This is a genomic window from Leclercia adecarboxylata (assembly GCF_035787115.1).
GTDB classification, from domain to species: domain Bacteria; phylum Pseudomonadota; class Gammaproteobacteria; order Enterobacterales; family Enterobacteriaceae; genus Enterobacter; species Enterobacter adecarboxylatus_E.
Genome location: NZ_JALKTL010000005.1, coordinates 224587 through 248548, shown reverse-complemented (window position 1 = coordinate 248548; position 23962 = coordinate 224587). Strand labels below are relative to the sequence as shown.

General features: G+C 59.1%; 18 protein-coding genes. 8 read left to right on the top strand and 10 right to left on the bottom strand.

The window, feature by feature from the left end:
• Positions 1-225 precede the first annotated feature (225 nt).
• Positions 226-1623 carry an S-methylmethionine permease gene (gene mmuP, locus MXM41_RS16965; protein ID WP_325933228.1) on the top strand — a complete coding sequence of 466 codons (1398 nt, stop codon included), beginning with the start codon at positions 226-228 and terminating at the stop codon, positions 1621-1623.
• Positions 1610-2542 (top strand): homocysteine S-methyltransferase, encoded by a 933-nt coding sequence (gene mmuM, locus MXM41_RS16960; protein ID WP_325933227.1) that lies wholly within the window; start codon positions 1610-1612, stop codon positions 2540-2542. Before mmuP ends, mmuM begins: the two co-directional genes overlap by 14 nt.
• Positions 2543-2785: 243 nt before the next feature.
• Here the strand turns inward: mmuM and fbpC are convergent, their stop codons facing one another.
• From fbpC to MXM41_RS16925, 7 genes are all read right to left on the bottom strand, one after another.
• The gene (fbpC, locus tag MXM41_RS16955; RefSeq protein ID WP_325933225.1) at positions 2786-3832 is read right to left on the bottom strand and encodes a ferric ABC transporter ATP-binding protein; all 1047 of its coding nucleotides are present in this window, start codon (positions 3830-3832) and stop codon (positions 2786-2788) included.
• Between the two features lie 4 nt (positions 3833-3836).
• A complete protein-coding gene (locus MXM41_RS16950) occupies positions 3837-5915 on the bottom strand; it encodes an iron ABC transporter permease (protein ID WP_325933224.1) in 2079 nt (692 codons plus the stop codon).
• Between the two features lie 68 nt (positions 5916-5983).
• Positions 5984-7015 carry an ABC transporter substrate-binding protein gene (locus MXM41_RS16945; protein ID WP_032616757.1) on the bottom strand — a complete coding sequence of 344 codons (1032 nt, stop codon included), beginning with the start codon at positions 7013-7015 and terminating at the stop codon, positions 5984-5986.
• Positions 7016-7028: 13 nt separating this feature from the next.
• Positions 7029-8330, bottom strand: coding sequence for an MFS transporter family glucose-6-phosphate receptor UhpC (gene uhpC, locus MXM41_RS16940; protein WP_325933223.1), 1302 nt, complete (start codon positions 8328-8330; stop codon positions 7029-7031).
• Between the two features lie 85 nt (positions 8331-8415).
• Complete coding sequence (locus MXM41_RS16935; protein WP_325933222.1) at positions 8416-9957, bottom strand: MASE1 domain-containing sensor histidine kinase; 1542 nt, start codon at positions 9955-9957, stop codon at positions 8416-8418.
• The gene (locus tag MXM41_RS16930) at positions 9957-10586 is read right to left on the bottom strand and encodes a response regulator transcription factor (protein ID WP_325933221.1); all 630 of its coding nucleotides are present in this window, start codon (positions 10584-10586) and stop codon (positions 9957-9959) included. Before MXM41_RS16930 ends, MXM41_RS16935 begins: the two co-directional genes overlap by 1 nt.
• Before the next feature lie 607 nt (positions 10587-11193).
• Entirely contained in the window at positions 11194-11643 is a 450-nt protein-coding gene (locus MXM41_RS16925; RefSeq protein ID WP_325933220.1) for a hypothetical protein, read from the bottom strand.
• A gap of 742 nt (positions 11644-12385) precedes the next feature.
• On the opposite strand from MXM41_RS16925, the gene tauA reads away from it, so the two are divergent.
• Genes tauA through tauD form a run of 4 tightly spaced genes read left to right on the top strand, consistent with a single transcriptional unit; the run spans position 12386 to position 15798 of the window.
• A complete protein-coding gene (gene tauA / locus MXM41_RS16920) occupies positions 12386-13348 on the top strand; it encodes a taurine ABC transporter substrate-binding protein (RefSeq protein WP_325933219.1) in 963 nt (320 codons plus the stop codon).
• Between the two features lie 10 nt (positions 13349-13358).
• Positions 13359-14126 (top strand): taurine ABC transporter ATP-binding subunit, encoded by a 768-nt coding sequence (tauB, locus tag MXM41_RS16915; protein WP_325933218.1) that lies wholly within the window; start codon positions 13359-13361, stop codon positions 14124-14126.
• A complete protein-coding gene (tauC, locus tag MXM41_RS16910) occupies positions 14123-14950 on the top strand; it encodes a taurine ABC transporter permease TauC (RefSeq protein WP_325933217.1) in 828 nt (275 codons plus the stop codon). The genes tauB and tauC overlap by 4 nt, the downstream gene beginning before the upstream one ends.
• Positions 14947-15798, top strand: coding sequence for a taurine dioxygenase (tauD, locus tag MXM41_RS16905; RefSeq protein WP_325933215.1), 852 nt, complete (start codon positions 14947-14949; stop codon positions 15796-15798). Before tauC ends, tauD begins: the two co-directional genes overlap by 4 nt.
• Positions 15799-15903: 105 nt before the next feature.
• Here the strand turns inward: tauD and MXM41_RS16900 are convergent, their stop codons facing one another.
• Together MXM41_RS16900 and hemB are read right to left on the bottom strand one after the other, a co-directional pair.
• Complete coding sequence (locus tag MXM41_RS16900; RefSeq protein ID WP_325933214.1) at positions 15904-17604, bottom strand: lysophospholipid acyltransferase family protein; 1701 nt, start codon at positions 17602-17604, stop codon at positions 15904-15906.
• 124 nt (positions 17605-17728) lie between these two features.
• A complete protein-coding gene (hemB, locus tag MXM41_RS16895) occupies positions 17729-18703 on the bottom strand; it encodes a porphobilinogen synthase (RefSeq protein WP_325933213.1) in 975 nt (324 codons plus the stop codon).
• A gap of 526 nt (positions 18704-19229) precedes the next feature.
• Here hemB and MXM41_RS16890 point away from each other — a divergent pair.
• A complete protein-coding gene (locus tag MXM41_RS16890; RefSeq protein ID WP_325933211.1) occupies positions 19230-22004 on the top strand; it encodes an autotransporter outer membrane beta-barrel domain-containing protein in 2775 nt (924 codons plus the stop codon).
• Positions 22005-22070: 66 nt separating this feature from the next.
• Positions 22071-22697: a helix-turn-helix domain-containing protein gene (locus tag MXM41_RS16885; protein WP_325933210.1), complete on the top strand. Its 627-nt coding sequence runs from the start codon at positions 22071-22073 to the stop codon at positions 22695-22697.
• Between the two features lie 2 nt (positions 22698-22699).
• Here the strand turns inward: MXM41_RS16885 and ampH are convergent, their stop codons facing one another.
• Entirely contained in the window at positions 22700-23857 is a 1158-nt protein-coding gene (gene ampH, locus MXM41_RS16880) for a D-alanyl-D-alanine-carboxypeptidase/endopeptidase AmpH (protein ID WP_325933209.1), read from the bottom strand.
• Between the last annotated feature and the right edge of the window lie 105 nt (positions 23858-23962).

Sequence of the window (23962 nt, the reverse complement as noted above, 5' to 3'; positions counted from 1 at the left end):
CTGACCGACGGAGCCTGTGAAGCCATACATGCTGTAAGTGACAGCTTGCAGGAGGTGGCAGATGGCCTGGCGACCCTTTCTTTACGTTATTTACACGGTAAACCCCCGGCTGAGCGCCCGTCGCGCTCAGCTGCGTCTGGTGCATGGCTAGCAATTTGTTAACAATCGCGGTATAAGAACACCTTCTTTTTGGATGTTTAGATGTCCATACGTATAGAAGGTGATATGCAAACACAACAAAATGGGCAGCTTCAGCGCACCATGAAGACGCGCCACCTGATCATGCTGTCCCTCGGCGGCGTGATCGGCACTGGGCTGTTTTTTAATACGGGATACATCATTTCAACCACCGGGGCGGCGGGCACGCTGCTGGCCTATCTGATCGGCGCGCTGGTGGTCTGGCTGGTAATGCAGTGCCTCGGCGAGCTCTCCGTGGCGATGCCCGAAACCGGCGCCTTTCATGTCTATGCCGCTCGCTATCTTGGCCCGGCGACCGGCTACACCGTGGCGTGGCTCTACTGGCTCACCTGGACCGTGGCCCTGGGATCTAGCTTCACCGCGGCGGGCTTCTGTATGCAGTACTGGTTTCCGCAGGTGCCGGTCTGGATATGGTGCGTGATCTTCTGCGCGGTGATATTTGCCCTTAACGTCATCTCGACCCGCTTCTTCGCCGAAGGGGAGTTCTGGTTCTCGCTGGTGAAAGTGATCACCATCATCGCCTTCATTGTACTGGGCGGGGCGGCGATCTTCGGCTTTATCCCGATGCAGGACGGTTCCCCCGCGCCGGGGCTTAGCAACATTACCGCCGAAGGCTGGTTCCCCCACGGCGGCCTGCCGATCCTGATGACCATGGTGGCGGTAAACTTTGCCTTCTCCGGCACCGAGCTTATCGGCATTGCGGCAGGTGAAACTGAAAACCCGCATAAGGTCATTCCGGTTGCCATTCGCACCACCATTGCGCGCCTGATTATCTTTTTTATCGGCACCGTGTTCGTGCTGGCGGCGCTGATCCCGATGCAGCAGGCAGGCGTAGAGAAAAGCCCGTTCGTGCTGGTGTTTGAGAAGGTGGGTATTCCCTATGCCGCGGATATCGTCAACTTTGTCATCCTGACGGCGATCCTCTCGGCGGCCAACTCCGGGCTGTACGCCTCCGGGCGAATGCTGTGGTCGCTGTCGAATGAAAAAACCCTGCCGCGCTGCTTTGCCAGCGTGAATAAAAACGGCGTGCCGCTGACGGCGCTGTCGGTGTCGATGCTCGGCGGCGTGCTGGCACTCTTCTCAAGCGTGGTGGCCCCGGACACGGTGTTTGTCGCCCTGTCGGCCATTTCTGGTTTTGCGGTGGTGGCGGTGTGGATCAGCATCTGCGCCTCCCACTTTGTCTTCCGTCGCCGTCACCTGCAGTCGGGTAAGCCCCTGAGCGATTTACAGTATCGCGCCCCCTGGTATCCGCTGGTGCCGGTGCTGGGCTTTATCCTCTGCCTGGTCGCCTGTATCGGCCTGGCCTTTGACCCGAGCCAGCGTATTGCCCTTTACTCCGGTCTGCCGTTTGTGGCGCTGTGCTATGGTGCGTACTACCTTACCCAAAATCTGAAAACCCAGGAGCCTGAACATGTCGCAGAATAATCCGCTTACCGCCCTCCTTGAAACCCGGCCGTTTGTGGTGCTGGACGGGGCGATGGCAACGGAACTGGAAGCGCGCGGCTGCAACCTGGCCGACAGCCTGTGGTCGGCGAAGGTATTGATGGAAAACCCGGAATTGATCCGCGACGTGCATCTCGACTACTTCCGCGCCGGCGCGCAGGTGGCGATCACCGCCAGCTATCAGGCCACGCCTGACGGGTTTGCCGCTCGCGGGCTGGACGAGGCGCAGTCCCGCGCGTTGATTAGCAAAAGCGTCGAGCTGGCGCGTAAGGCCCGGGAGGCATATCTGGCGGAAAACCCGCAGGCCGGCGCGCTGCTGGTCGCCGGTTCGGTCGGGCCCTACGGCGCGTACCTGGCGGACGGCTCGGAATACCGCGGTGACTACGTGCGCAGCGCGGAAGCATTTAGCGCCTTTCATCGCCCGCGGGTGGAGGCATTGCTGGATGCCGGGGCGGATCTGCTGGCCTGCGAAACCCTGCCGTCCTTCGCTGAAATTAAAGCCCTGACGGCGCTGCTGGCCGAATACCCCCGTGCCCGGGCGTGGTTCTCGTTTACGCTTCGCGACAGCGAGCACCTGAGCGACGGCACCCCGCTGCGCGAGGTGGTATCGGTGCTGGCGAACTATCCGCAGGTTGTCGCCCTGGGCATTAACTGTATCGCGCTGGAGAACACCACCGCCGCGCTGCAGCACCTGAACAGCCTGACCGCGCTGCCGCTGGTGGTCTACCCGAACTCGGGGGAGCATTACGATGCGGTCAGCAAAACCTGGCATCATCACGGTGAGGCGTGCGAAACGCTGGCGGGCTATCTGCCGCAGTGGTTAGCCGCAGGCGCAAAGCTGATTGGCGGGTGCTGTCGGACGACGCCGAAGGATATTGCTGAAGTTACGCGGTTACGTTAAGAGATTACAGACCGCACAGACCCTTCCCTCTCCCCTTTGGGGAGAGGGTCAGCCAGGGGGAGGCGGCGAGCCCCCTGGCACGTTCACGGGTGACGCAGCTGACAGAGAAGCACAGGACATGAAGTGAACGGAACCACCACCGGAGCTGCATGCTCCCCCTCACCCCAGCCCTCTCCCTGAATGGAGAGGGGGCCGTCCGTGCCACTCTTTTTTTGTGGGGCCTCCTCAACCCACAGGCACAGCTTATGCCGCATCAGCCAACACAAACATCCCGTACGGATGGATCTCCAGGAAATACGCCTCGCCAATATCCGGCTGCAGCCGGGTCGCGTTCACCTGCAGCAAAATCTCCTGGCCGTGCCATTCCACAATCACCTCGTACTGCGGCCCCATATAGGCGACGTGGCGGATGACGCAGCGCTGGCTGGGCTCGCCGTGCTGGCTTAAGGTGATCGCCTCCGGGCGCACGCCGACGGTGCCGCTGCCCAGAGCGGCAAAGTGGAGCGGGCGGGGCAGGCGATAGCCGTGGATCGCCACGTAATCCTGGGTGAAGCTGGCCGGGAACAGGTTGGCATCGCCCATAAAGCTCGCCATAAAGCGTGACGCGGGCTGGCGATAGAGATCCTGCGGCGAGCCAATCTGCATAATGTTGCCCTTGTTCATCACCAGCACCGTATCCGACACCGCAAAGGCCTCGCTCTGATCGTGGGTCACGTACAGAGAAGTAATGTTGAACTGCTTTTGCAGCTCGCGGATCTTATCCCGCATGCTGCGCCGGAGGTTGGCATCGAGGTTACTTAACGGCTCATCGAACAGCAGCACTTTGGGCTTGAGGATCAGCGCCCGGGCCAGCGCCACGCGCTGCTGCTGGCCGCCGGAGATCTGGTCCACGTAGCGGTCCTCAAAGCCGTCCAGATCCACCATCGCCAGCGCCTCTTTGACGCGGGTTTTGATCTCCGCGCGCGACACGCCGAGCATTTTCAGGCCATAGCCGACGTTCTCGCCCAGCGACATGTGCGGGAAGAGAGCATAAGACTGGAACACCATGCAGATATCACGCTGCTGAATGGATCTATGGGTTACGTCCTCGCCGTCGATCAGGATCTGGCCGTCGGTAGGCTTCTCCAGCCCGGCCACCAGACGCAGCACCGTGGTTTTACCGCAGCCGGAAGGGCCAAGCAGCGTCACCATCTGCCCCTGGGGGATCGCCAGGTTGATGTTTTCAATCACCGTGTTCGCGCCAAAGCGCTTGGTCACGTTACGCAGTTCAACGAAATGTTTCTGAGTCATAGTGTTACGCCTGGTTTTTGGCTTTTGAGCGGGAGATACGTGCCTCACCGATCAGCCAGTCAAAGAGGAAAATGATCGCCAGCATGACCACAATCAGGATCGAGCCGTAGGCGATCGCCACGCCGTATTCGCCGTCTTCCACGCGGTTCAGGATATAGGCCGTTGCGACACGGGTATCCGGCGTGACGAGGAACACAATGGCGCTGACGGTGGTAATGGCGCGCACAAAGCTGTAGATCAGCGCCGACAGAATCGCCGGGCGCAGCAGCGGCAGCAGAATGTGCGTAATGGTTCGTAGCGAACCGGCGCGCAGGCTCAGCGAGGCTTCGTCCAGCGATTTGTCGATCTGGCCCAGACCCGCGATCCCGGCGCGAATACCCACCGGCACGTTACGCATCACCATGGAGATAATCACTATCGCCGCGGTGCCGGTGAGGTACACCGGGGCGCTGTTAAAGGCCAGAATATAGGAGACGCCCGCCACGGTGCCCGGTACCGCAAAGCAGAGCATGGTGGTGAACTCGATGGTCTTTTTGCCCTTAAACTGCTGGCGCACCACCACCCAGGCGATCAGCAACCCGAAGGCGGCGGTGATCGGTGCGGCAATCCCGGCGTACAGCAGGGTATCCAGCAGCGAAGGCCACGCACCGTCGCTCATCCCCTGGCCGAACAGCTTGATAAAGTTATCCAGCGTCAGGGTGTAATCCACCCCCCAGTTAACGGTAAAGCTGCCGTAGAAAATGCTGCCGTAGAGCAGGGCGTTAAAGGCGATCCACACCGCCAGCAGGGCGATCACGCTCCACACCAGGGTGACCGGTAAGGGCTGCACGTCGCCGCGATAGGACTTGCCGGAGACGGTGACGTAGGAGCGCTTGCCGATCCACATGTACTGAATGCAGAACACCAGCAGCGAGAAGAGCAGCAGGAAGGCGCCGAGGGTGCTGGCCGCCTGGTAGTCGAGCTGCGAGCCGGTGATGTAGAAGTAGATCTGCGTCGCCAGCACGTCGAAGTTGCCCCCCAGCACCAGCGGGTTACTGAAGTCCGCCAGCGACTGGACGATGACGATCAAAAAGGCGTTCGCCAGCGCCGGTTTCAGCAGCGGCACAAAGACGCCGTTAAAGGTCTGCCAGCGGCTGGCGCGCAGGGTGTAAGACGCCTCCTCCAGCGACGGGTGAATGGTCTTGATGGCACCGTCGAGGATCATAAAGGCCATCGGCGTGAAGGCCAGCACCTGCGCCAGCCAGATGCCGGTGAAGCCATACAGCCAGTTGGTGTTGGTCAGCCCAAACCAGTCGACCATCAGCTCGGTGACGTAGCCGGAGCGCCCCATCATCAGCGTCACGCCCAGGCCCACCACGAACGGCGGGGTGACGATGGGCAGGATCGAGAAGATGCGCCCGATAATGGCGCTGCGTTTCGCGATACGCGTGGTGTAGATCGCCAGTACCAGCCCGAAGAAGGTGCAGCCGATGCCCACCGCAATGGAAAGCAGCACCGAGTTGACGATCACCTGGATGATGTGCGCCTGGGAGAGCACATTCATAAAGGCCAGCGGTGCAAACTCCCCGGCGTCGTTAGTGAACATCGGAATAAAAATGGCGATGCTCGGCCAGACGATAAAGATGCCGATCAGCGCGACGATGGTAATCAACGAGCCGATGACAAAGCGGTCGCCGCCCAGCCACTCCAGGCGGGTCAGGGCGAGGGTCATGATCGCCCCCAGCGTGACAAACAGCACAATGGTGGCGTAGCCTAAGCCGCGCCCTTCAAGGGTGGCGCTGATGACCACAAAGGCCATGCACAGCAGCGCCCAACCGGCATCAAGGTAATGACGGCTGCGCTGCTCGCGACGAGCTTCGCTGAACGGGCGCACCAGCAGCAGGGTGGGGAGCAGATACCACAGCCAGCTGATGTTAAAGTGCGACCAGCTGTAGGCGTCGAGGATCTCGTCGCGGGTGGACTCCAGCAGGCCGTAATCCAGGCTCCAGCTCGGCAGCAGGGCAAAGGCCAGCCAGCCAACGAAAACCCAAAGGAAGACCGCATCCCGTTTTTTCACGGGATGAAGAGCGAGTGTCTGTGACATAGATATTCCGGTGTTGTAGGCCGGGTAAGGCGTTTACGCCGTCACCCGGCAAAGGAGCAGTAGCGGGCTTATTTACCCATCTTCACGTCGCTGACCCACTTGTTGATCAGCGCTTTACGCACGTCCGTTGAACCATATTTGTCCATGTCGTAGCTGATCAGCTTCAGGTCATCCAGCTTCAGCGAGTTCGGGGAGGTTTCTGCGGTGGTGTTGGTCAGGATCTGATAGGACTTGCCCTGCTTCCACGCCAGCTCCTGCGCCTCTTTCGACAGCACCCAGTCTACGAACAGCTTCGCGTTCTCTTCGTTACGCGCGCCCTTCAGGATGCTGACGCCGCCAATCTCATACCCGGTGCCTTCGCAGGGGGAGATCAGCTCCAGCGGGGCGCCCTGCTCTTTTTCCAGCGAGTAGTCGTGCAGGAAGCCGATGCCGATGGCCGTTTCACCGCGGGCGGCGTTACGCGCCGGGGCGATGCCGGACTTGGTGTACTGAGAGACGTTGCCGTTCAGCTGTTTCAGGTAGTCGAAGGCCTGGTCTTCCCCCCACAGCTGGACGAAGGTCGCCAGCGCGGTGTAGGCGGTGCCGGAGCTTTGCGGATCGGCAATCTGGATCTCGCCCTTGTATTCCGGTTTGGTCAGATCTTTCCAGCACTGCGGCACCGGCAGGTTCTTCTCTTTCAGGCGCTGGGTGTTGACGCCAAAGCCCAGAATGCCCACGTAGACCGCGGAGGAGAGGTTGCCTTTAACCTTGGCCGGATCGCGGAATTTCTCCATGATCTGCTCCAGGTTCTTCGATTTATACGGCTGCAGCAGCCCCATTTCACCGGCCTGGGATTGCGGATCCAGGGTACCGCCGTACCAGACGTCCGCCTGCGGGTTTTTCTTCTCGGCATCGACTTTCGCCAGCGTACTGCCGGAGCCGTTGCGGATAAACGAGGTTTTGACGTCGTACTTGTCGCCAAAGGCTTTGGTTTCGGCCTCGCACATTTCGTTGGTGGCGCTACAGTAAACCACCAGGCGGCCTTTGGCCTGTGCGGCACCGGTTAAGGTGGCCAGCGCGATCCCGGAAGCAATGAGGGTAGAGAGAAGCGTTGTTTTCATTATTCAGCCCTTTTTAAGACGTTATGTGACTGCGAGAAGCGGTGATGCCCGCCATCAGCAGGGGCATCAGTAATAAACCCATCAGCACGGCGGCAATAGAGAGCAAACTGAACATCCCCGACCAGCCGTAGCCTTCGATAACCTGCGACAGCGGCCATCCGGCAAGCGCCGCTCCCAGATAAGCGAACACGCCAAGAAAACCGGTAATCGAGCCTGCTGCCTGTTTATGTCCGCACTCCACGGCGGCAAGGCCGATGAGCATCTGCGGACCAAAAATAAAAAATCCCACCGTAAAAAAGCACATTGCCAGCAGGGCATAGTGGTGAACCGGCGCCAGCCACAGGGCGGCGACCGACACCATCAGCCCCAGCGTGAACAGCAAAATCATCGGCGCCCGCTGGCCGCTGAACAGCAGATCCGATCCCCAGCCAGCGAACAGCGCCCCGAGCAGGCCGCCCACCTCAAACAGCATCACCGTGGCGTTGGCGCTCAGCAGGTTCACGCCGTGACTCTCGGCCAGCCAGATGTTGCCCCAGTCGTTGAGGGCAATGCGGATCAGATAGACCAGCACATACGACGCCCCGAGCAGCCAGATCATCGGGTTTTGCAGCATGGTGGTGCGTAACATCTGCCACAGCCCCATCGGCGGGCTTTGCTGCTCCTGGCGCAGTTCCAGCGGATCGTTGCGCCACTCCCCGACCGTCGGCAGACCCTCTTCCTGCGGTGTGCCCCGCAGTTGTGTGGTCAGCCACAGGCCGAGCACGATACTGATGATCCCCGGTGTCAGCATCGCCGCCTGCCAGCCCCAGCGATGGGCGGCAAAGGCGCAGATCAGCGGAATAATGGCGCCGCCGATGTTGATGGAGGTGTTCCAGCATCCCCACCAGAAGCCGCGCTCGTTGCGCGAATACCAGTGGGTGAGCAACCTGGCGCAGGGCGGCCATCCCCATCCCTGAAAGAAGCCGTTCAGCGTCCAGATAAACAGCAGCAGGGGCAGGGAGTCGCCAAAGGCGAACAACACATTCAGCACCCCGGTGGCCATCAGGCCGATACCCATAAACGCCCGCTGGCCCTTGCTGTCGTGCCACAGTCCGGCGGCAAATTTCGACAGGCCGTAGCTGAGGTAAAACAGCGATCCGATGAGGCCGATATCGCTTTTACTCAGCCCCAGATCCAGCTGCAAGGCGGGCAGCACGTAGTTGAGGCTTTTGCGCGTCAGGTAAAACGTGGCGTAGCCGATCGCCATGCAGAGCAGCAGTCGCGGACGAAGCTGGCGATAGCGTTGAGTAACCTGTTCTGCTGACGGTGCGGACATGGCGTTCTCCATTTGCAATGACTGTATGAAAGCGCGACGAAAAAGGGATGAGAGAAAGTCTGGCGTGACTAAGACTTTTTCCTGGTTAGCGGTGTGTTTGTTGCAAAACTGTGGGCAGGTTAACAATTACGCGCGTGCCGCCCTGCGACTCCAGGGTGAACTCCCCGCCCAGGGCATGCACCCGCTCGCGCATCCCCTGGATGCCAAAGCCGGGAAGCTGTCGGGGGCTGATGCCGCTGCCGTTATCTCTCACTTCCAGGCGCAGCTGGCTGCCCTGCTCACAGAGCAGAACGCTGACCTCGCTGGCGTTGGCGTGTTTGCTGACGTTATTCAGCAACTCCTGGAGTAAGCGATAGAGGGTGAACACCAGGGTTTCGCTCTGCGGCGGGGCGGTGAGCCGGTAGTCAAACCGACACTGAATGCCGCGCTCGGCAAAGGCGAACTCGTTCACCAGGTGGTGCAGCGCCTCGCGTAAGGAGAGTTCATCCAGCACCGGGGGGCGAAGCTGGCGCAGCAGCTGGCGGGTGGAGTGGTGGATGCGCCGCGCCAGCTCGTTGATCTGCCCGGCCGCCTCCAGCGCCTGCGGGGTATCCCCCGCCCGCTTCACCAGCTGGGACTGGATCTGAATGGCGGTGATGTTCTGGCCAATTTCGTCGTGCAGCTCCCGGGCCAGATGCTTACGGGTGTCCTCTTCGGTATGGATCAGCTTTTCCGCCAGTGCGCGCCGGGCCTGCAGCTCGGCCTCCAGTCGACGGCGATAGTGGTCGAGGTTGGTGGCCAGATGCTGCTGGCGGCTGATGGCGATCCCAAGCCCAATCCCCAGCAGCGACTGGGTGGCAAGGAAAATCTCCAGCTCCAGCAGATCGCTGAACCCTACGCCGACCTGACGGGCAATGGTGATCATCATGCTGCCCAGCAGCCCGGAGAGCACGCCCCCCTGCCAGCCGAACTTCCAGGCCATCACCACGTTCGGCAGAAACACCACGATCAGCAGCAGCCGCTCCAGGGTTGGGGTGAGCACCATCTGGGTGCCGATGCCGATGATAAAAAACAGGCTGCACCAGATAATCAGCGAGGTGCGCAGCGGGGGATTGCTGGTATCGAGCCCGAGCAGGTGGTAGCGATGCTGCTGGCGTAAAAACTCAAATATCAGGTAGACGAACGGGGTGAGCAGTACTCCGCCAGTAAAAGAGGCCAGCGCCAGCAGGGTGGCCGGGCTGTCGAGAAACGGCGCCAGAGTCAGAGTCTGAAGCAGGGCGTTGAGGGTCACCGCCGCGATCAGCAGCGACAGGCGCTGCCAGTAAAGGGGATAGCGGTGCCAGTAGTGCTGCGCCAGCCACGCGCAGACGGTGCCCACCAGCGGAACCGCCAGCATCAGGGGGCGGGTGAGCAGCTGTTCGCTGTACAGCCAGAGCATTGCCGCCAGCGTGGGCAGGATCAACGCCGGCCAGAAGCGGCGTGAGAGCAAAATCAGCAGCGCCAGATAGACGCCCTGGGGTAAAAACAGCGCCGCCTGCTGCCCGTTCCGGGTGAGGTAAACGCTCAGCGTCCACAGCATCAGCCAGCCGGTGCCCCAGGCCAGCATAATGAACAGCGAGAGAATGACGTGTCGCAGGGTGCGCCGCATCAGTGGCCGGGCAGCAGCTGGTGATCGAGGGCAAAATGCACCAGCTCAATGGTGCTGCTGCACTGCAGTTTTCCCAGCACGTTGGCGCGATGGACGTGAACGGTTTTGTGGCTGAGCTCGAGCTGGAAGGCAATCTCCTTCACGCTTTTGCCGTGCACCAGCAGCTCGAACACCTCTTTCTCGCGCGGGGTCAGTTCGGCCAGCGCCCGGGATACCGGTTCGCCGCCGCGCAGGGCTTTGACCGCATCGGCGCACAGATAATGGCCGCCCATGCCCACCGAGCGCACCGCCTGCACCAGCTCTTCCGGGCCGCAGCGTTTGGTGAGATAACCGCTGGCCCCGGCGTCCAGCGCGCTTTGCACAAAGGCGGGGGTGTCGTAGATGCTGAGGATAATGGCGCGAAACCCCGGGCGCTGCTGGCGCAGGCGTTTGAGCAGGCTCAGGCCGTTCTCGTCGGGCATGGCGACGTCGAGCACCGCCACGTCGATGGCCTCGCGGCTGAGCACGGGCCAGGCCTCCGCGGCGCTGCTGTACTGGCCTTCGACCAGCAGATCCTCTTCCAGATTTAACAGCTGGGCGAACCCGGAGCGTACCACTACGTGGTCGTCCACCAGTACCACTTTGATCATCTTGCATACCTTTGCTGAATAGTTTGCTTATGATGCCTGTCCGCGTCGGACTGGCAATGACATGCCTGTGGTTATGTAACGGATGTAACAAAATTGCAATAAAGGTTTGGGTAGTAACGTAGGCCGGGTAAGGCGTAGCCGCCACCCGGCAGTGAACATGTGGCAACGGTGGGGGTTACGTTCACTTTACGTTGAGTGCTGCTCTGTGTGCCGCATCACCCGTGAACGTGTCAGTGCAGGAATGTAGGCTGGGTAAGGCGTAGCCGCCACCCGGCGGTGAACATGTGGCAACGGTGGGGTTCCGTTCACTTTACGTTGAGTGCTGCTCGGTGTGCCGCGTCACCCGTGAACGTGTCAGGGGGGCTCGCCGCCGCCCCCCTGACCACCCCGGCTCCCGGCAAAGAAAATCGCCGCGTTGCGGTCCCCTCAGCTAATGACTTGCGGCTGTCGGGTCGGGGACGATCCTACATCCCTGTAGGTCGCCCCCTCTCGGCGCATCCCTGCGCCTCGACCCTGCCTTCAGTCAACGCCTCGGCGATTTTCAGCCGGACCAGGGTGCCGCTGTGAGTATGTTAATGACTCAAGCATTTTCATCGCTTTTCATGGGTTAATTTAAGGGGATTGTTCCCTCGTCTGTTCTGAGCCAGCGCGGCATTTTTAGCGTATCGGCATAGAAGCTGACCAGCTCATAAAGCAGATCCTTGATGACTCTTTCGGCTTCAGCTGGGAATGCCCCGCTCATCAGATGCTGAGTCAGTTCCTGGCAGTAACGGCCAAGTTGATCGGGTTCAGGGTCAAAGACGGGCAGACGTGTCGGTAAATCGTCTACGGTCAGGCTCGCTTTTAAGTTGTCCGGCACGGGCTCCAGCAGCGTGGGTTGCAACAGCGCCAGACAGGCGGAGAGTCGTCCATAAAGGGCGAGTTTTTCAGCGGGAAGATCGCAGTCTACCAGCGCATCCATAAAGCGCTCGCAGTTGTCCGCCAGTTCGGTAAAGGCCGTGCTGTGATTGAAGGGCAGGGTAAGTAATGCGTGAGTGTGGTTTAGGGTCGTAGCCATAAAGGCAGCCTCCGATGAATGGTTTAATTCACCGCTACCAGAGAGGTCAATCTCATGGGTGGCGGACTAAGCAGAGTTGACCTTACCGGCTTCATCGGATACCGGCGCACCTTGCGATGCCCCTGCTCAGCCCACCATTGAGGTGTAGCAGAGCGTACGACGCATCATTATACGTCGCCGATGAAGAAAGCAGGAGGTCAATCCCGACGCCTGATTTTGCAGGCGCGTAAAAAAGATACTGCTATATCCATTTTCTGTGAAGGGCTATTCCCGGAAGCAGCCTCGCAAAACAAGAAATTACCGCAATGAAAATGCTAATGCTGTTGCAGATATCCCAGCGGTGCCTGGTCCGGCTGAAAATCGCCGGGAGCAATTTTGGACAGCGCTTGCGCTGGCCCCGAAGGGGTGAGCCCCAGGGATGGGGCGAACAACCCGCGAAGCGACGATTTTCTTGCCGGTAGCCCGGGTCGCCAGGGTGGTGGCGATTGAGCCACCCTGGCACGTTCACCGGTTCGGGTATACCAGAGCAGCACGGACCGTGAAGTGAACGGAACAACCTCTACCGTTACATATTTCTTTGCCTACACGAGTCAAATAGCCCTCACCCCAATCCCTAAAATCCAACTATCTATTGCCGCTTTTTTTCTAAAAACGATTCGGCATTAACGATGCTTTTTAATTCCTTTATCAAAATCCCGCCGCCAGAAATACTCCCTCCATAACAACTACGGGAGCAGACACCATGGCAATTTCATCGCGGTTTACCTTACTCGGCGCCCTTGCACTGTGGGCATTTCAGGCGCAGGCGGTGGACGTCACCGTCGCGTATCAAACCTCCGCTGAGCCCGCCAAAGTGGCGCAGGCGGATAACACCTTCGAGAAAGCGAGCGGCGCCAACGTGGAGTGGCGTAAGTTCGACAGCGGGGCCAGCATCGTGCGGGCGCTGGCCTCCGGCGACGTGCAGATTGGCAACCTCGGCTCCAGCCCGCTGGCGGTGGCCGCCAGCCAGCAGGTGCCGATTGAAGTTTTTCTGCTGGCTTCGCAGCTCGGTAATTCCGAAGCGCTGGTGGTGAAGAAAAACATCACCAAACCCGCCGATCTGATCGGCAAACGCATCGCGGTGCCGTTCATCTCCACTACCCATTACAGCCTGCTCGCCGCCCTCAAACACTGGGGAATCAAACCGGGGCAGGTGGAGATTATCAACCTGCAACCGCCTGCAATCATCGCCGCCTGGCAGCGAGGGGATATTGACGGGGCCTATGTCTGGTCGCCTGCGGTAAACGAGCTGCAAAAGGACGGCAGCGTGCTGACCGACTCGGCGCAGGTCGGGCAGTGGGGCTCGCCAACCCTTGATGTCTGGGTGGTGCGTAAAGACTTTGCCGAAAAGCATCCTGAGGTGGTGAAAGCCTTCGCCAAAAGCGCTATCGATGCCCAGCAGCCCTACATTGCCAATCCGGATGAATGGCTGAAACAGCCCGCCAACCTGGAGAAACTGGCCCGTCTGAGCGGTGTGCCACAGGCCGACGTGCCGGGGCTGCTGAAAGGCAATACCTACCTGACGCCCGCCCAGCAGTTACAGCAGCTGTCAGGGCCGGTGAATAAAGCGATTGCCGATACCGCAGGTTTCCTGAAAGAGCAGGGCAAAGTGCCCGCGGTAGCGGCGGATTACAGCCAGTACGTGACCGATCGCTTTGTGAAGTAAGGAGAGCCGGATGCTGAATATTACAAATCTGTCTGCCGATTACGCCGGCAAACCTGCGCTGGAGGATATCAACCTGACGCTGGACAGCGGCGAGCTGCTGGTGGTGATCGGCCCGTCCGGCTGCGGTAAGACCACGCTGCTGAATCTGATCGCCGGGTTTGTACCTTATCAGCACGGCACCCTCCAGCTGGAAGGAAAAAAGATAGAGGGGCCCGGTGCCGGGCGCGGCGTGGTCTTCCAGAACGAAGGATTGCTGCCGTGGCGTAACGTGCAGGACAACGTCGCCTTTGGCCTGCAGCTGGCGGGTATGGCGCGGGAAGCGCGGCTGGCGATTGCCCGGGACATGCTGAAAAAAGTCGGGCTGGAGGGGGCGGAAAAACGCTTTATCTGGCAGCTCTCGGGCGGACAACGCCAGCGCGTCGGCATTGCCCGGGCGCTGGCAGCGAACCCGCAGCTATTGCTGCTGGATGAACCCTTCGGGGCACTGGATGCCTTTACCCGCGAACAGATGCAAACCCTGCTGCTGCGCCTGTGGCATGAGAGCGGCAAACAGGTGCTGCTCATCACCCACGATATAGAAGAAGCGGTGTTTATGGCCACCGGGCTGGTGCTGCTGTCGCCTGGGCCGGGGCGGGTGCTGGAGCGTCTGCCGCTCAACTTTTCTCGCCGCTTTGTGGCGGGGGAGCCGGTGCGCAGCATCAAGTCCGACCCCGATTTTATCGCCCGGCGCGAATACGTGCTGAGCCGCGTGTTTGAACAGCGGGAGGCCTTCTCATGAGCATTGTGGTGAATGACAAAACGACGCGCAAACGGTTGACCCTGCGCTGGCCCTTTTCCCGCCAGTTGACGCTCAGCGTCAGCACCCTGCTGGTACTGCTGGTGCTGTGGTGGACCGTGGCGGCGGCGCAGTGGATAAGCCCGCTGTTTCTGCCGCCGCCGGGCCAGGTGCTGGTGAAGTTGTTCACCATCGCCGGTGTAGAAGGCTTTATGGATGCCACGCTGTGGCAACATCTGGCGGCCAGCCTGGGACGCATACTGGTGGCTCTGCTGGCGGCGGTGATTGTCGGGATCCCGGTGGGCATTGCTATGGGGTTAAGCCCGACGGTGCGCGGCATTCTCGATCCCTTGATTGAGCTCTATCGTCCGGTGCCGCCGCTGGCGTATCTGCCGCTGATGGTGATCTGGTTTGGTATCGGCGAGACCTCGAAGATCCTGCTGATCTATCTGGCGATTTTCGCCCCGGTGGCGATGTCGGCGGTGGCGGGGGTCAAAAGCGCCCAACAGGTGCGGATCCGCGCGGCGCGGTCGCTGGGGGCCAGCCGCGTCCAGGTGCTGTGGTTTGTGATTTTGCCCGGCGCGCTGCCGGATATTCTTACCGGGCTGCGGATTGGGCTCGGGGTCGGCTGGTCAACGCTGGTGGCGGCAGAACTGATCGCCGCCACGCGCGGGTTAGGGTTTATGGTCCAGTCGGCGGGGGAATTCCTGGCGACGGACGTGGTACTGGCGGGGATCGCGGTGATCGCCGCGATCGCTTTCGGATTAGAACTGGGGCTGCGTGCGCTACAGCGCCGCCTGACGCCCTGGCATGGAGAGATACAATGAGTGAACGTCTGACCATTACCCCGCTGGGGCCGTACATTGGCGCGCAAATTTCCGGTCTGGATGTGACCCGCCCCTTAAGCGATAACCAGTTTGAGCAGCTCTACCATGCGGTGTTGCGCCATCAGGTGGTGTTCCTGCGCGAGCAGGCGGTGACGCCTCAGCAGCAGCGGGCGCTGGCGCTGCGGTTTGGCGATCTGCATATCCACCCGGTCTATCCGCATGCCGAGGGCGTGGAGGAGATCATCGTGCTGGATACCCATAACGATAATCCACCGGATAATGACAACTGGCACACCGATGTCACCTTTATCGAGACCCCGCCCGCCGGGGCGATCCTCGCGGCAAAACTGCTGCCCGAGAGCGGAGGGGATACACTGTGGGCCAGCGGGATGGCGGCGTTCGAGGCGTTATCCGCCCCCTTCCAGACGCTGCTGAGCGGCCTGCGGGCGGAGCACGATTTTAAAAAATCCTTCCAGGAATATAAGTACCGTAAAACCGAAGAGGAGCATCAGCGCTGGCAGGAGGCGGTAGCGAAACACCCGCCGCTGCTGCACCCGGTGGTGCGCACCCATCCGGTGAGCGGCAGGCAGGCGCTGTTCGTCAACGAAGGCTTCACCACGAGAATTGTTGATCTGAGCGAGAAAGAGAGCGAGGCGCTGCTGGGGTTCCTGTTTGCCCATATCACTAAGCCGGAGTTCCAGGTGCGCTGGCGCTGGCAGGAGAACGATCTGGCGATCTGGGATAACCGGGTAACGCAGCATTACGCCAATGCCGATTATTTACCCCAGCGGCGGATAATGCATCGGGCAACCATATTGGGGGATAAACCTTTTTTCCGTGCGGGCTGATCCCCTCACCCCGGCCCTCTCCCCAAAGGGGCGAGGGAGAAAGGCTGTACGTGCTCATCTTCACACACGGCACCTGACAGTCCCCTCTCCCTTTCAGGGAGAGGGTTAGGGGGAGGGTGTTAAATGCGCCTCGATATAGCGCTGATAGCGGTTGGCTTTCAGATAACACAAATCCACCAGCACCAGCCCGTCCACGCAGTTGTTGAACGCCGGGTCGCTGCCAAAATCGATAAACTGCACGCCACCGGGCTCACACAGCTCGGAATACTGCTTGTAGAGCGGCGGGATGCCGCATCCGAGATTGCCGAGCAGGGATTTCAGCCGGGTGAGGTCTTCCACGTAATCTTCCCCGCCAAACTGCGCCAGCACGTCGGGCAATGAGGCGGGATAAGGGCGGCGGGAGGTCGCCAGCGGATGGGTGGCCGGGAACCACAGCCGGTAAAAGGCCACCAGCAGATCCCGCGCGGCAGGCGGTAGGCCCCCGGAGATAGAGACCGGCCCGAACAGATAGCGATAGTGCGGGTAGCGCGCCAGATAGGCGCCAATCCCTGACCACAGGTAGTCCAGCCCGCGGCGTCCCCAGTAGCGTGGCTGAATAAAACTGCGCCCCAGTTCAATGCCATGTTCAAGGATATCCTGCATTCTGTCGTCGTAGTGGAACAGACTGTGGCTGTAGAGCGCGTCGCGTCCCTTTAAGGCGCCCGGCATAAAGCGGTAGGCACCGACAATCTCCAGATCCTCGTCGTCCCATAAAATCAGGTGCAGATAGTCATCGTCATAGCGATCGGTATCGCGCCGTCTGCCGCTGCCTTCACCCACGGCGCGAAAGGCGATCTCGCGCAGGCGGCCCAGCTCGCGCAGGATCGGCGCCTCTTCCTGGCCGTTGCGCTGCCACAACAAGATGCTTTTACCATCGGCGGTGGTACCCAGACACTCCGCCTGCGCCAGGGCGCGCTTCAGGGTGGCCCGGTCTTCCGGGCGGGCAATGGCGGACTCGGTTTTGAATACCCCTGTCAGTCCCTTACCAAGGCGCAGCACGTGCTGGCGGCACTGCTCAGCTATCTCCCGGGGGGAGAGCGTGGGGCTGTACCAGTGGCTCCAGCCGATCTGCTGACCGATTTTCACCGGCAGGCGGCTGTGGCGACGGCGAAACATCTGCTGCATCAGCAGCAGCATCGATACCTGCGGGGAGAGCAGGGTGCTGGCATAAAACAGCAGGCTGTTGCGGGCGTGGATATGCACCGGCAGCAGCGGCGCGCGGAATTTGCCTGCCAGCTTGATAAAGCCGGGGTGCCACTTTTTATCGCGGATCCCGGTGCGCGTCGGGCGGGACACTTCCCCTGCCGGGAAGAAGATCAGCACCCCGGCGTTTTGCAGATGCTGCTCCATCAGGGTGAAGGACGATTTCCCCGTCCGTCCGCCCATGTTGTCCACCGGGATGAACAGCGAGCTGAGCGGCTCAAGATGGCTCAGCATTCGGTTGGTCACTACTTTCACATCGCGGCGCACGCGGGAGACGGCATACAGCAGCGCCAGCCCGTCCAGCGTCCCGGTGGGGTGGTTAGCCATCACAATCAGCGGGCCGTGCGCGGGGATCTGTTCGAGGTCGTGAGCCGGGATGGTACAGAGGATATCAAGGTGGTCCAGAACCTGTTCCACCATATCGAGCCCTTTCAGGTGTCGGTGGTCAGCGGCGAACTGCTGAAACTCCTCTTCGTGCAGGAGCTTCTTTAACAGGCTTTTTTGCCAGGGTGCAGGTTTCGCCTGCGGCCAAAGGTCATCGAGAACGCTGTCGAGACTAAACATGGTGGCTCCTCCTCCTGTCTTGTGCAGACAGTAGAAGCGCCAGATGTCGGTTGTATTGCAGAGGAGTGAAGTTTTGTCGCGGGGCGTAAGGCCCGGTAAGCGTAGCGCCACCGGGCAATACGGATTAACGCAGAATTTTCTTCTCGGCCAGATCCAGCGCGAAGTAGCTGAAGATCAGATCCGCGCCCGCGCGCTTGATCGCCCCCAGGCTTTCGAGGATCACTTTCTCCTCGTCGATCGCGCCCGCCTGGGCGGCGAATTTGATCATCGCGTACTCACCGCTGACCTGATACGCGCCCAGCGGCAGTTCGGAGCGCTCACGAATGTCGCGCAGGATATCCAGATACGCGCCAGCCGGTTTGACCATCAGGCAGTCTGCGCCCTGGGCTTCGTCGAGCAGGGATTCACGGATCGCTTCACGGCGGTTAAGCGGGTTCATCTGATAGGTTTTGCGATCGCCCTTCAGCGCGGTGCCGGCCGCTTCACGGAACGGACCGTAGAAGGAGGAGGCGAACTTGGTGGAGTAGGACATGATGGCCGTGTCGGTGAAACCGGCGGCGTCCAGCGCCTGACGAATGGCCTGTACCTGGCCGTCCATTGCTGCGGATGGCGCGATAAAATCAGCGCCTGCTGCGGCGGCAACCACCGCCTGTTTGCCCAGATTAAGCAGGGTGGCGTCGTTATCCACGCCATGATCGCACAGCACGCCGCAGTGGCCGTGGGAGGTGTATTCGCAGAAACAGGTGTCGGACATGACGATCATCTCCGGCACTGTCTGTTTGGCGATCCGCGACATGCGCGCCACCAGACCGTCCTCTTTCCAGGCATCGCTGCCGGTGGCATCGGTATGGTGGGAGATGCCGAAGGTCATGATCGAACGAATGCCTGCGTTGGCGATGCGTTCAATTTCACGTGCCAGATACTTCTCTGGAATGCGCATCACGCCCGGCATGGCGTCGATGGCTTTGTAGTCGTCGATCTCTTCTTCAACAAAAATCGGCAACACCAGATCGTTTAAGGACAGGGTTGTCTCTTCAAATAATGCGCGCAACGCCGGGGTTTTGCGCAGGCGACGGGGACGAGCAATTAAATCGGTCATGATATGCCTGATGAGTGTGAATCAAGGAGGGATAGTGTACCCGAAACCCCCGCGGACTGTTTTACTAAAGTTGTCGTTTAGCCTGCACAGGTTACGGGAAACGCGTCGGTTATTATTTTCACTTTTCCGTTTATGGCCTGAAATAAATTCACTGTTTTAACATTAATTATTTTTCTTATCCGCAATCATATCTCTCACTCTTAACGTTGAGGACTTGCTTAATAATATTATTCACGTATCAATTCTAATCATTTATTATATTTCTGGTTGGCTTTTGTTTTATCATTTTAAATGATCTTTTGTCAGGGTGTGCCTGGCTTTTAATTAAATTTAACTGACTGTAATTAATGGTAATTTTGATGTTTTTATACTTAAAAAAAAGGCCGTGTTTTATTCTGTCTGATTTCGGACTTAATTAGATGATTTATTGAACCATTTTGTTTGGACACTGCATAATTCTCCTCGCAATATATTTGCACTGTATTTACGGACAAACTTGCTTACGTCCCTGAGGAGGGATGACCCAATGCAAACATGGAAAAAGAAACTTGTTGTATCTCAACTTGCATTAGCCTGCACGCTGGCTATCGCTTCTCAGGCCAATGCAAAAGATATATCCGGTAGCCACTACAATACCTTTGGGTATGATAATACTGCGGCAGCGCCCTGGTACCACGGATATACCGACTGGGATGACGCGGGTACCGCCCTGGATAACGATATCTACCCTGTTATCAACAAATCAACGGTAAACGGCGTTATCTCAACATACTATCTGGATGATGGCGCGGGCGGACGTGCCAATGCCCTGAACATCTCTAACAGCACCATCAACGGGATGATCACCTCTAAGTGCATGACCAGCGAATGTGCCGGCGGCCTGAATGCAGACGGTACAACCCATCTGCAGTATGACCGTTTTGCGCTGACCGTGGACAACACCACCATCAACGATAACTATGAGCATTACGCTTACGACGTGGTGAACGGCAGCAATACCACTACCCGCTACTGGGATACCTACGCGCTGGGGAATGCCATTACCCTGGACGTAGAATCTGACATTGTTATCCAGAACAACTCCCGCGTGGCCGGGATTACCCTGACGCAGGGTTATCAGCAGTCGGATAACACGCCGTATGATGGGGTCAGCGGCATTGAAGACAATAGCCATGTCTTTACCAACACCCTACAAGTGAAAGATTCTGTTGTGACCTCCGGCGCCTTGAGCGATCTGGGAACCAACGGTTTCTATGGGCAGTCGTCCAAACCGAGCGATTACGGTGAAAATAACGCCACGTCGTCAGATGATGCGGCGCTGATCGTGACCGCCAGCAATGCGGATAACGCCATGCGCACCACGGCGAACTTCGATCACTCCACCCTGACAGGCGATGTGCTGTTCACCAGCACCTTCGACAAAAACTTCTACCCGAATGGCGATCCGGCCACCGACACCACCGCTGACGGGATCTACAACCCAACCACCAACGGCTGGGACGGCACCGACAAGCTGGATCTGACCCTCACCAACGGCAGCAAATGGGTCGGCGCAGCCGTCTCCAGCGTCCAGTCGATTGGGCCTTCGCAGATGTATGGTCTGGGCTATAGCAGCGTCGACTGGCGCAGCCTTCAGCCAAACAGCATCTGGCCTGAATCCACCTTCAACAGCAACGGTCATCTGGTGGGCAATCAGGTTTATCAGAGCGGCCTGTTCAACGTGACGCTGGATAACGGATCCGAATGGGATACCCGTAAGCGGTCCAACATTGATACCCTGACCGTCAACAACCGTTCACAGGTGAACGTGGAGAGCTCCAGCCTGCTGGCTGACAGCATCACGCTGACTAACGCTTCAACCATGAATATCGGTGATTCCGGTGGTGTGGCAACCGACAGCCTGTACCTCGACAGTTCAAGCCTGACTACCCTGACGCAGGAAACGGCAGAGCTGTACGCCAACACCATTACCGTGGACAACCGTGCGGAACTGGCGCTGGGTCTGGGCCAGGTTGATACCCACAAACTGGTACTGACCGACGGCGGTGTGCTGAATGTCGCCAGCCGTGACTATGTATTCAATTCCGATCTGAACAACGCCCGTTACGTTACGAACGATATTCATCAGGCTGAGTACGACTACGGGACAATTGCGCTGAACTCAGACGGCCACCTGGCGGTGAACGGTGAAGTGTCCGGTAACTACAAGGTTCGTCTGGATAACGCGACCGGCGCGGGTTCGGTTGCTGATTATAAAAATAAGGAAGTTATCCGCATTTACGATAACAACGCCGATACGCAGGCCCGCTTCACGGCGGCCAATAAAGCCGATCTCGGTGCTTATACCTACCAGGCACAGCAGCAGGGTGACACCGTGGTGCTGCATCAGGAGCGTTTGACCGACTACGCTAACATGGCGCTGAGCATTCCATCCGCCAACACCAACATCTGGCATCTGCAACAGGATGCGCTGGCTAACCGTCTGACCAACAGCCGTCATGGCCTGAAAGATAAGGGCGGCGCATGGGTGAACGTCTTCGGCGGTAACGTCGACGGCGATAACGGCACTATCCATTACGATCAGGACGTTAGCGGCATCATGGTGGGTCTCGACACCTGGATTGATGGCAACAACGCCGACTGGATCTTCGGTGCGGCAGCGGGCTTTGCCAAAGGCGATATGAACGATCGCAGTGGCCAGGTGGATCAGGACAGCCAGACCGCGATGCTTTACTCCGCGGCGCGCTTTGCTAACGATGTGTTCATCGACAGCTCCCTGAGCTACTCGCGCTTCAATAACGATCTCTCTGCCAACATGAGCAACGGTGAATATGTCGATGGCAACACCACGACGGATGCCTGGGGCTTTGGGCTGAAACTGGGTTACGACTGGAAACCGAACTCTGCCGGTTACCTCACGCCGTACGCGGCCATTTCCGGCCTGTTCCAGTCTGGCGATGACTACCGCCTGAGCAACGGCCTGCGCGTGGGCAGCCAGTCTTATGACAGCATGCGTTATGAGGCCGGTTTTGACGCGGGCTACACCATTGGTTATGGCGACGATCAGGCGCTGACGCCGTTCTTCAAACTGGCGTATGTCTATGACGATGCGGGTGAAGATGCACGCGTGAACGGCGATGACATCGATAACGGTGTGAAAGGTTCCGCGGTGCGCGTGGGCCTGGGTACCCAGTTCAGCTTTACCAAAAACTTCAGTGCTTACACGGATGCCACTTACCTTGGTGGTGGTGATGTCGATCAAAACTGGGGCGCTAACCTCGGTGTGAAATACACCTGGTAATACGCCTGATGCAGGGAGGCACGCCTCCCTGCTTTTAGCCTTAGTAAAGGATGATCTGAGGTCTGCATGAATCGTTATGCAAAGCCCATTCCTGAATTCTCCCGGCTCGAGAAGTGCCTGGTTGCGCATAGCACGCCGTTCAAACTTTCTGCCCATCTCCCGGTTTTTCCTGAGCGCAATGAAGAAGAGCACTGCGCGGTGGTGCTGCAGTCAGGCTCGCTCAGTATTCACCGGCAGCAGGATGATTTATTGGTGGAGATGGTTGCCGCGCCGTACATCTTTGGTATTAACGCCGGCATGATGGGGTGCAGCACCGAGTACCTGCTGGTGACGCAATCACCCTGTACCGGTTTTTACCTGCCGGCACCTTGCGCCCGCTATCTGATCCAGCAGGCTGGTTTATGGTCCGATGCCTTTTGTTGGCTCTCCTGGCATCACCGGGTGATGGAGATCCGCGACAAACAGCTGGTGGGCAATAACTCATACAGCCAAATCCGCTCCACGCTGCTGGATATGGCCCAGTGGGATGAGACGCTGCGTATGCGGGTGGGGGTGATGAACTACATTCAGCGCCGCACGCGCATTTCGCGCTCGGTGGTGGCAGAAGTGCTGGCGGCGCTGCGTCAGGGGAACTACATCACTATGGACAGGGGCAAACTGGTCAGCGTCAACCATTTGCCCGCTGAATATTAGCGTCAGGACGCCGGAATGACCCGTGGTTTATTCTCGCTCAGTTCAACCACCAGCTGGTTGACGCCGTCGCTCATGTTGACGAAACGCGTGAGCGGCGAGCGCGTCACCACCACAAACACCCCCACGTTCGATTGTGGGATCATCGCCATATAGGTGATGAATCCGCCGCCACCGCCGGTTTTCTGGATAATCCCGGGCCGCCCATTTTTAGGCGCCATATAGACCCAGCCAAGGCCCAGTGCGTCCGCCCGACCTGGCACATCCATACCGATCACCCGGGTTAACTGGCTGCGTTGATAGATCAGGGTCTGCATTCTGTCGGCCTGATTGCTACGGGCATAGAAATCCGAGGAGAGGAACTGCTGCATCCAGCGCATCATGTCGCCCGGGGTGGAGTAAACGCCGCCGCTGCCCACCGCTGCCAGGGTGTTGTTACATGGACTTGCCCCTTTTTCCGCCACCATCAGGCGCTTGCACTGATCGGGGGAGGGGGTAAAGGTAGTGTCTTTCATCCCCAGCGGACGGGTAATTTGCTCTTCGAACAGCCGGGCATAGGGTTTACCCGCCGCGTTGCCCAGCGCATCGGCCAGCAGATCGAACGCCAGGTTCGAGTAGGCGGCCTGCGAGCCCGGGGAGGATTTCAGGGTTGCCGTCGACAGCCAGTTCCAGCGCTGATCGCGGGTTGGCCAGATGAAGACCGGACGATGTGCGGCGCCGCCCGGCTGCTCTCGCGGCAGAGCGCTGGTATGGGTGGCCAGGTTGACGAGCGTAATCGGCGCGCCCTGATACGTCGGCACGCGCGCACCCGGCGGAGCATATTTACTTAACGGATCGTTGAGCTTGACCACGCCCTGATCGAGCAGTTTTACCAGCATCTCACTGGTCATTAACTTGGTCAGGGAGGCAATGCGCACCACCGAATCGAGCTGCGGGTGGACATTATTGCCCGGGCGCGTTTCACCGAAGCTGCGGAACACGCGCTGGTTGCCGTCAATCGCCACCAGAGCCATCCCCGTTGCGCCACTTCCGTAAAAAATGAGATTCGCGTAGCGATCAACCACATCGGAGGCAAAAGCCGGATCGGCGATCGGCTCGGCAGCCTGCACGCTGGTGAGGCTGGCCGCATACAGCGCGGCGGAGAGTAACAGACAACGTTTCAACGAAAGTATCCATGAAGTGAATGAAAAAGTATGCGTATTTATACTACTAAACGGCATATTGCAAAGGCCTGAACAGCATAACGATAGCGTGAAAAACGTAACCGT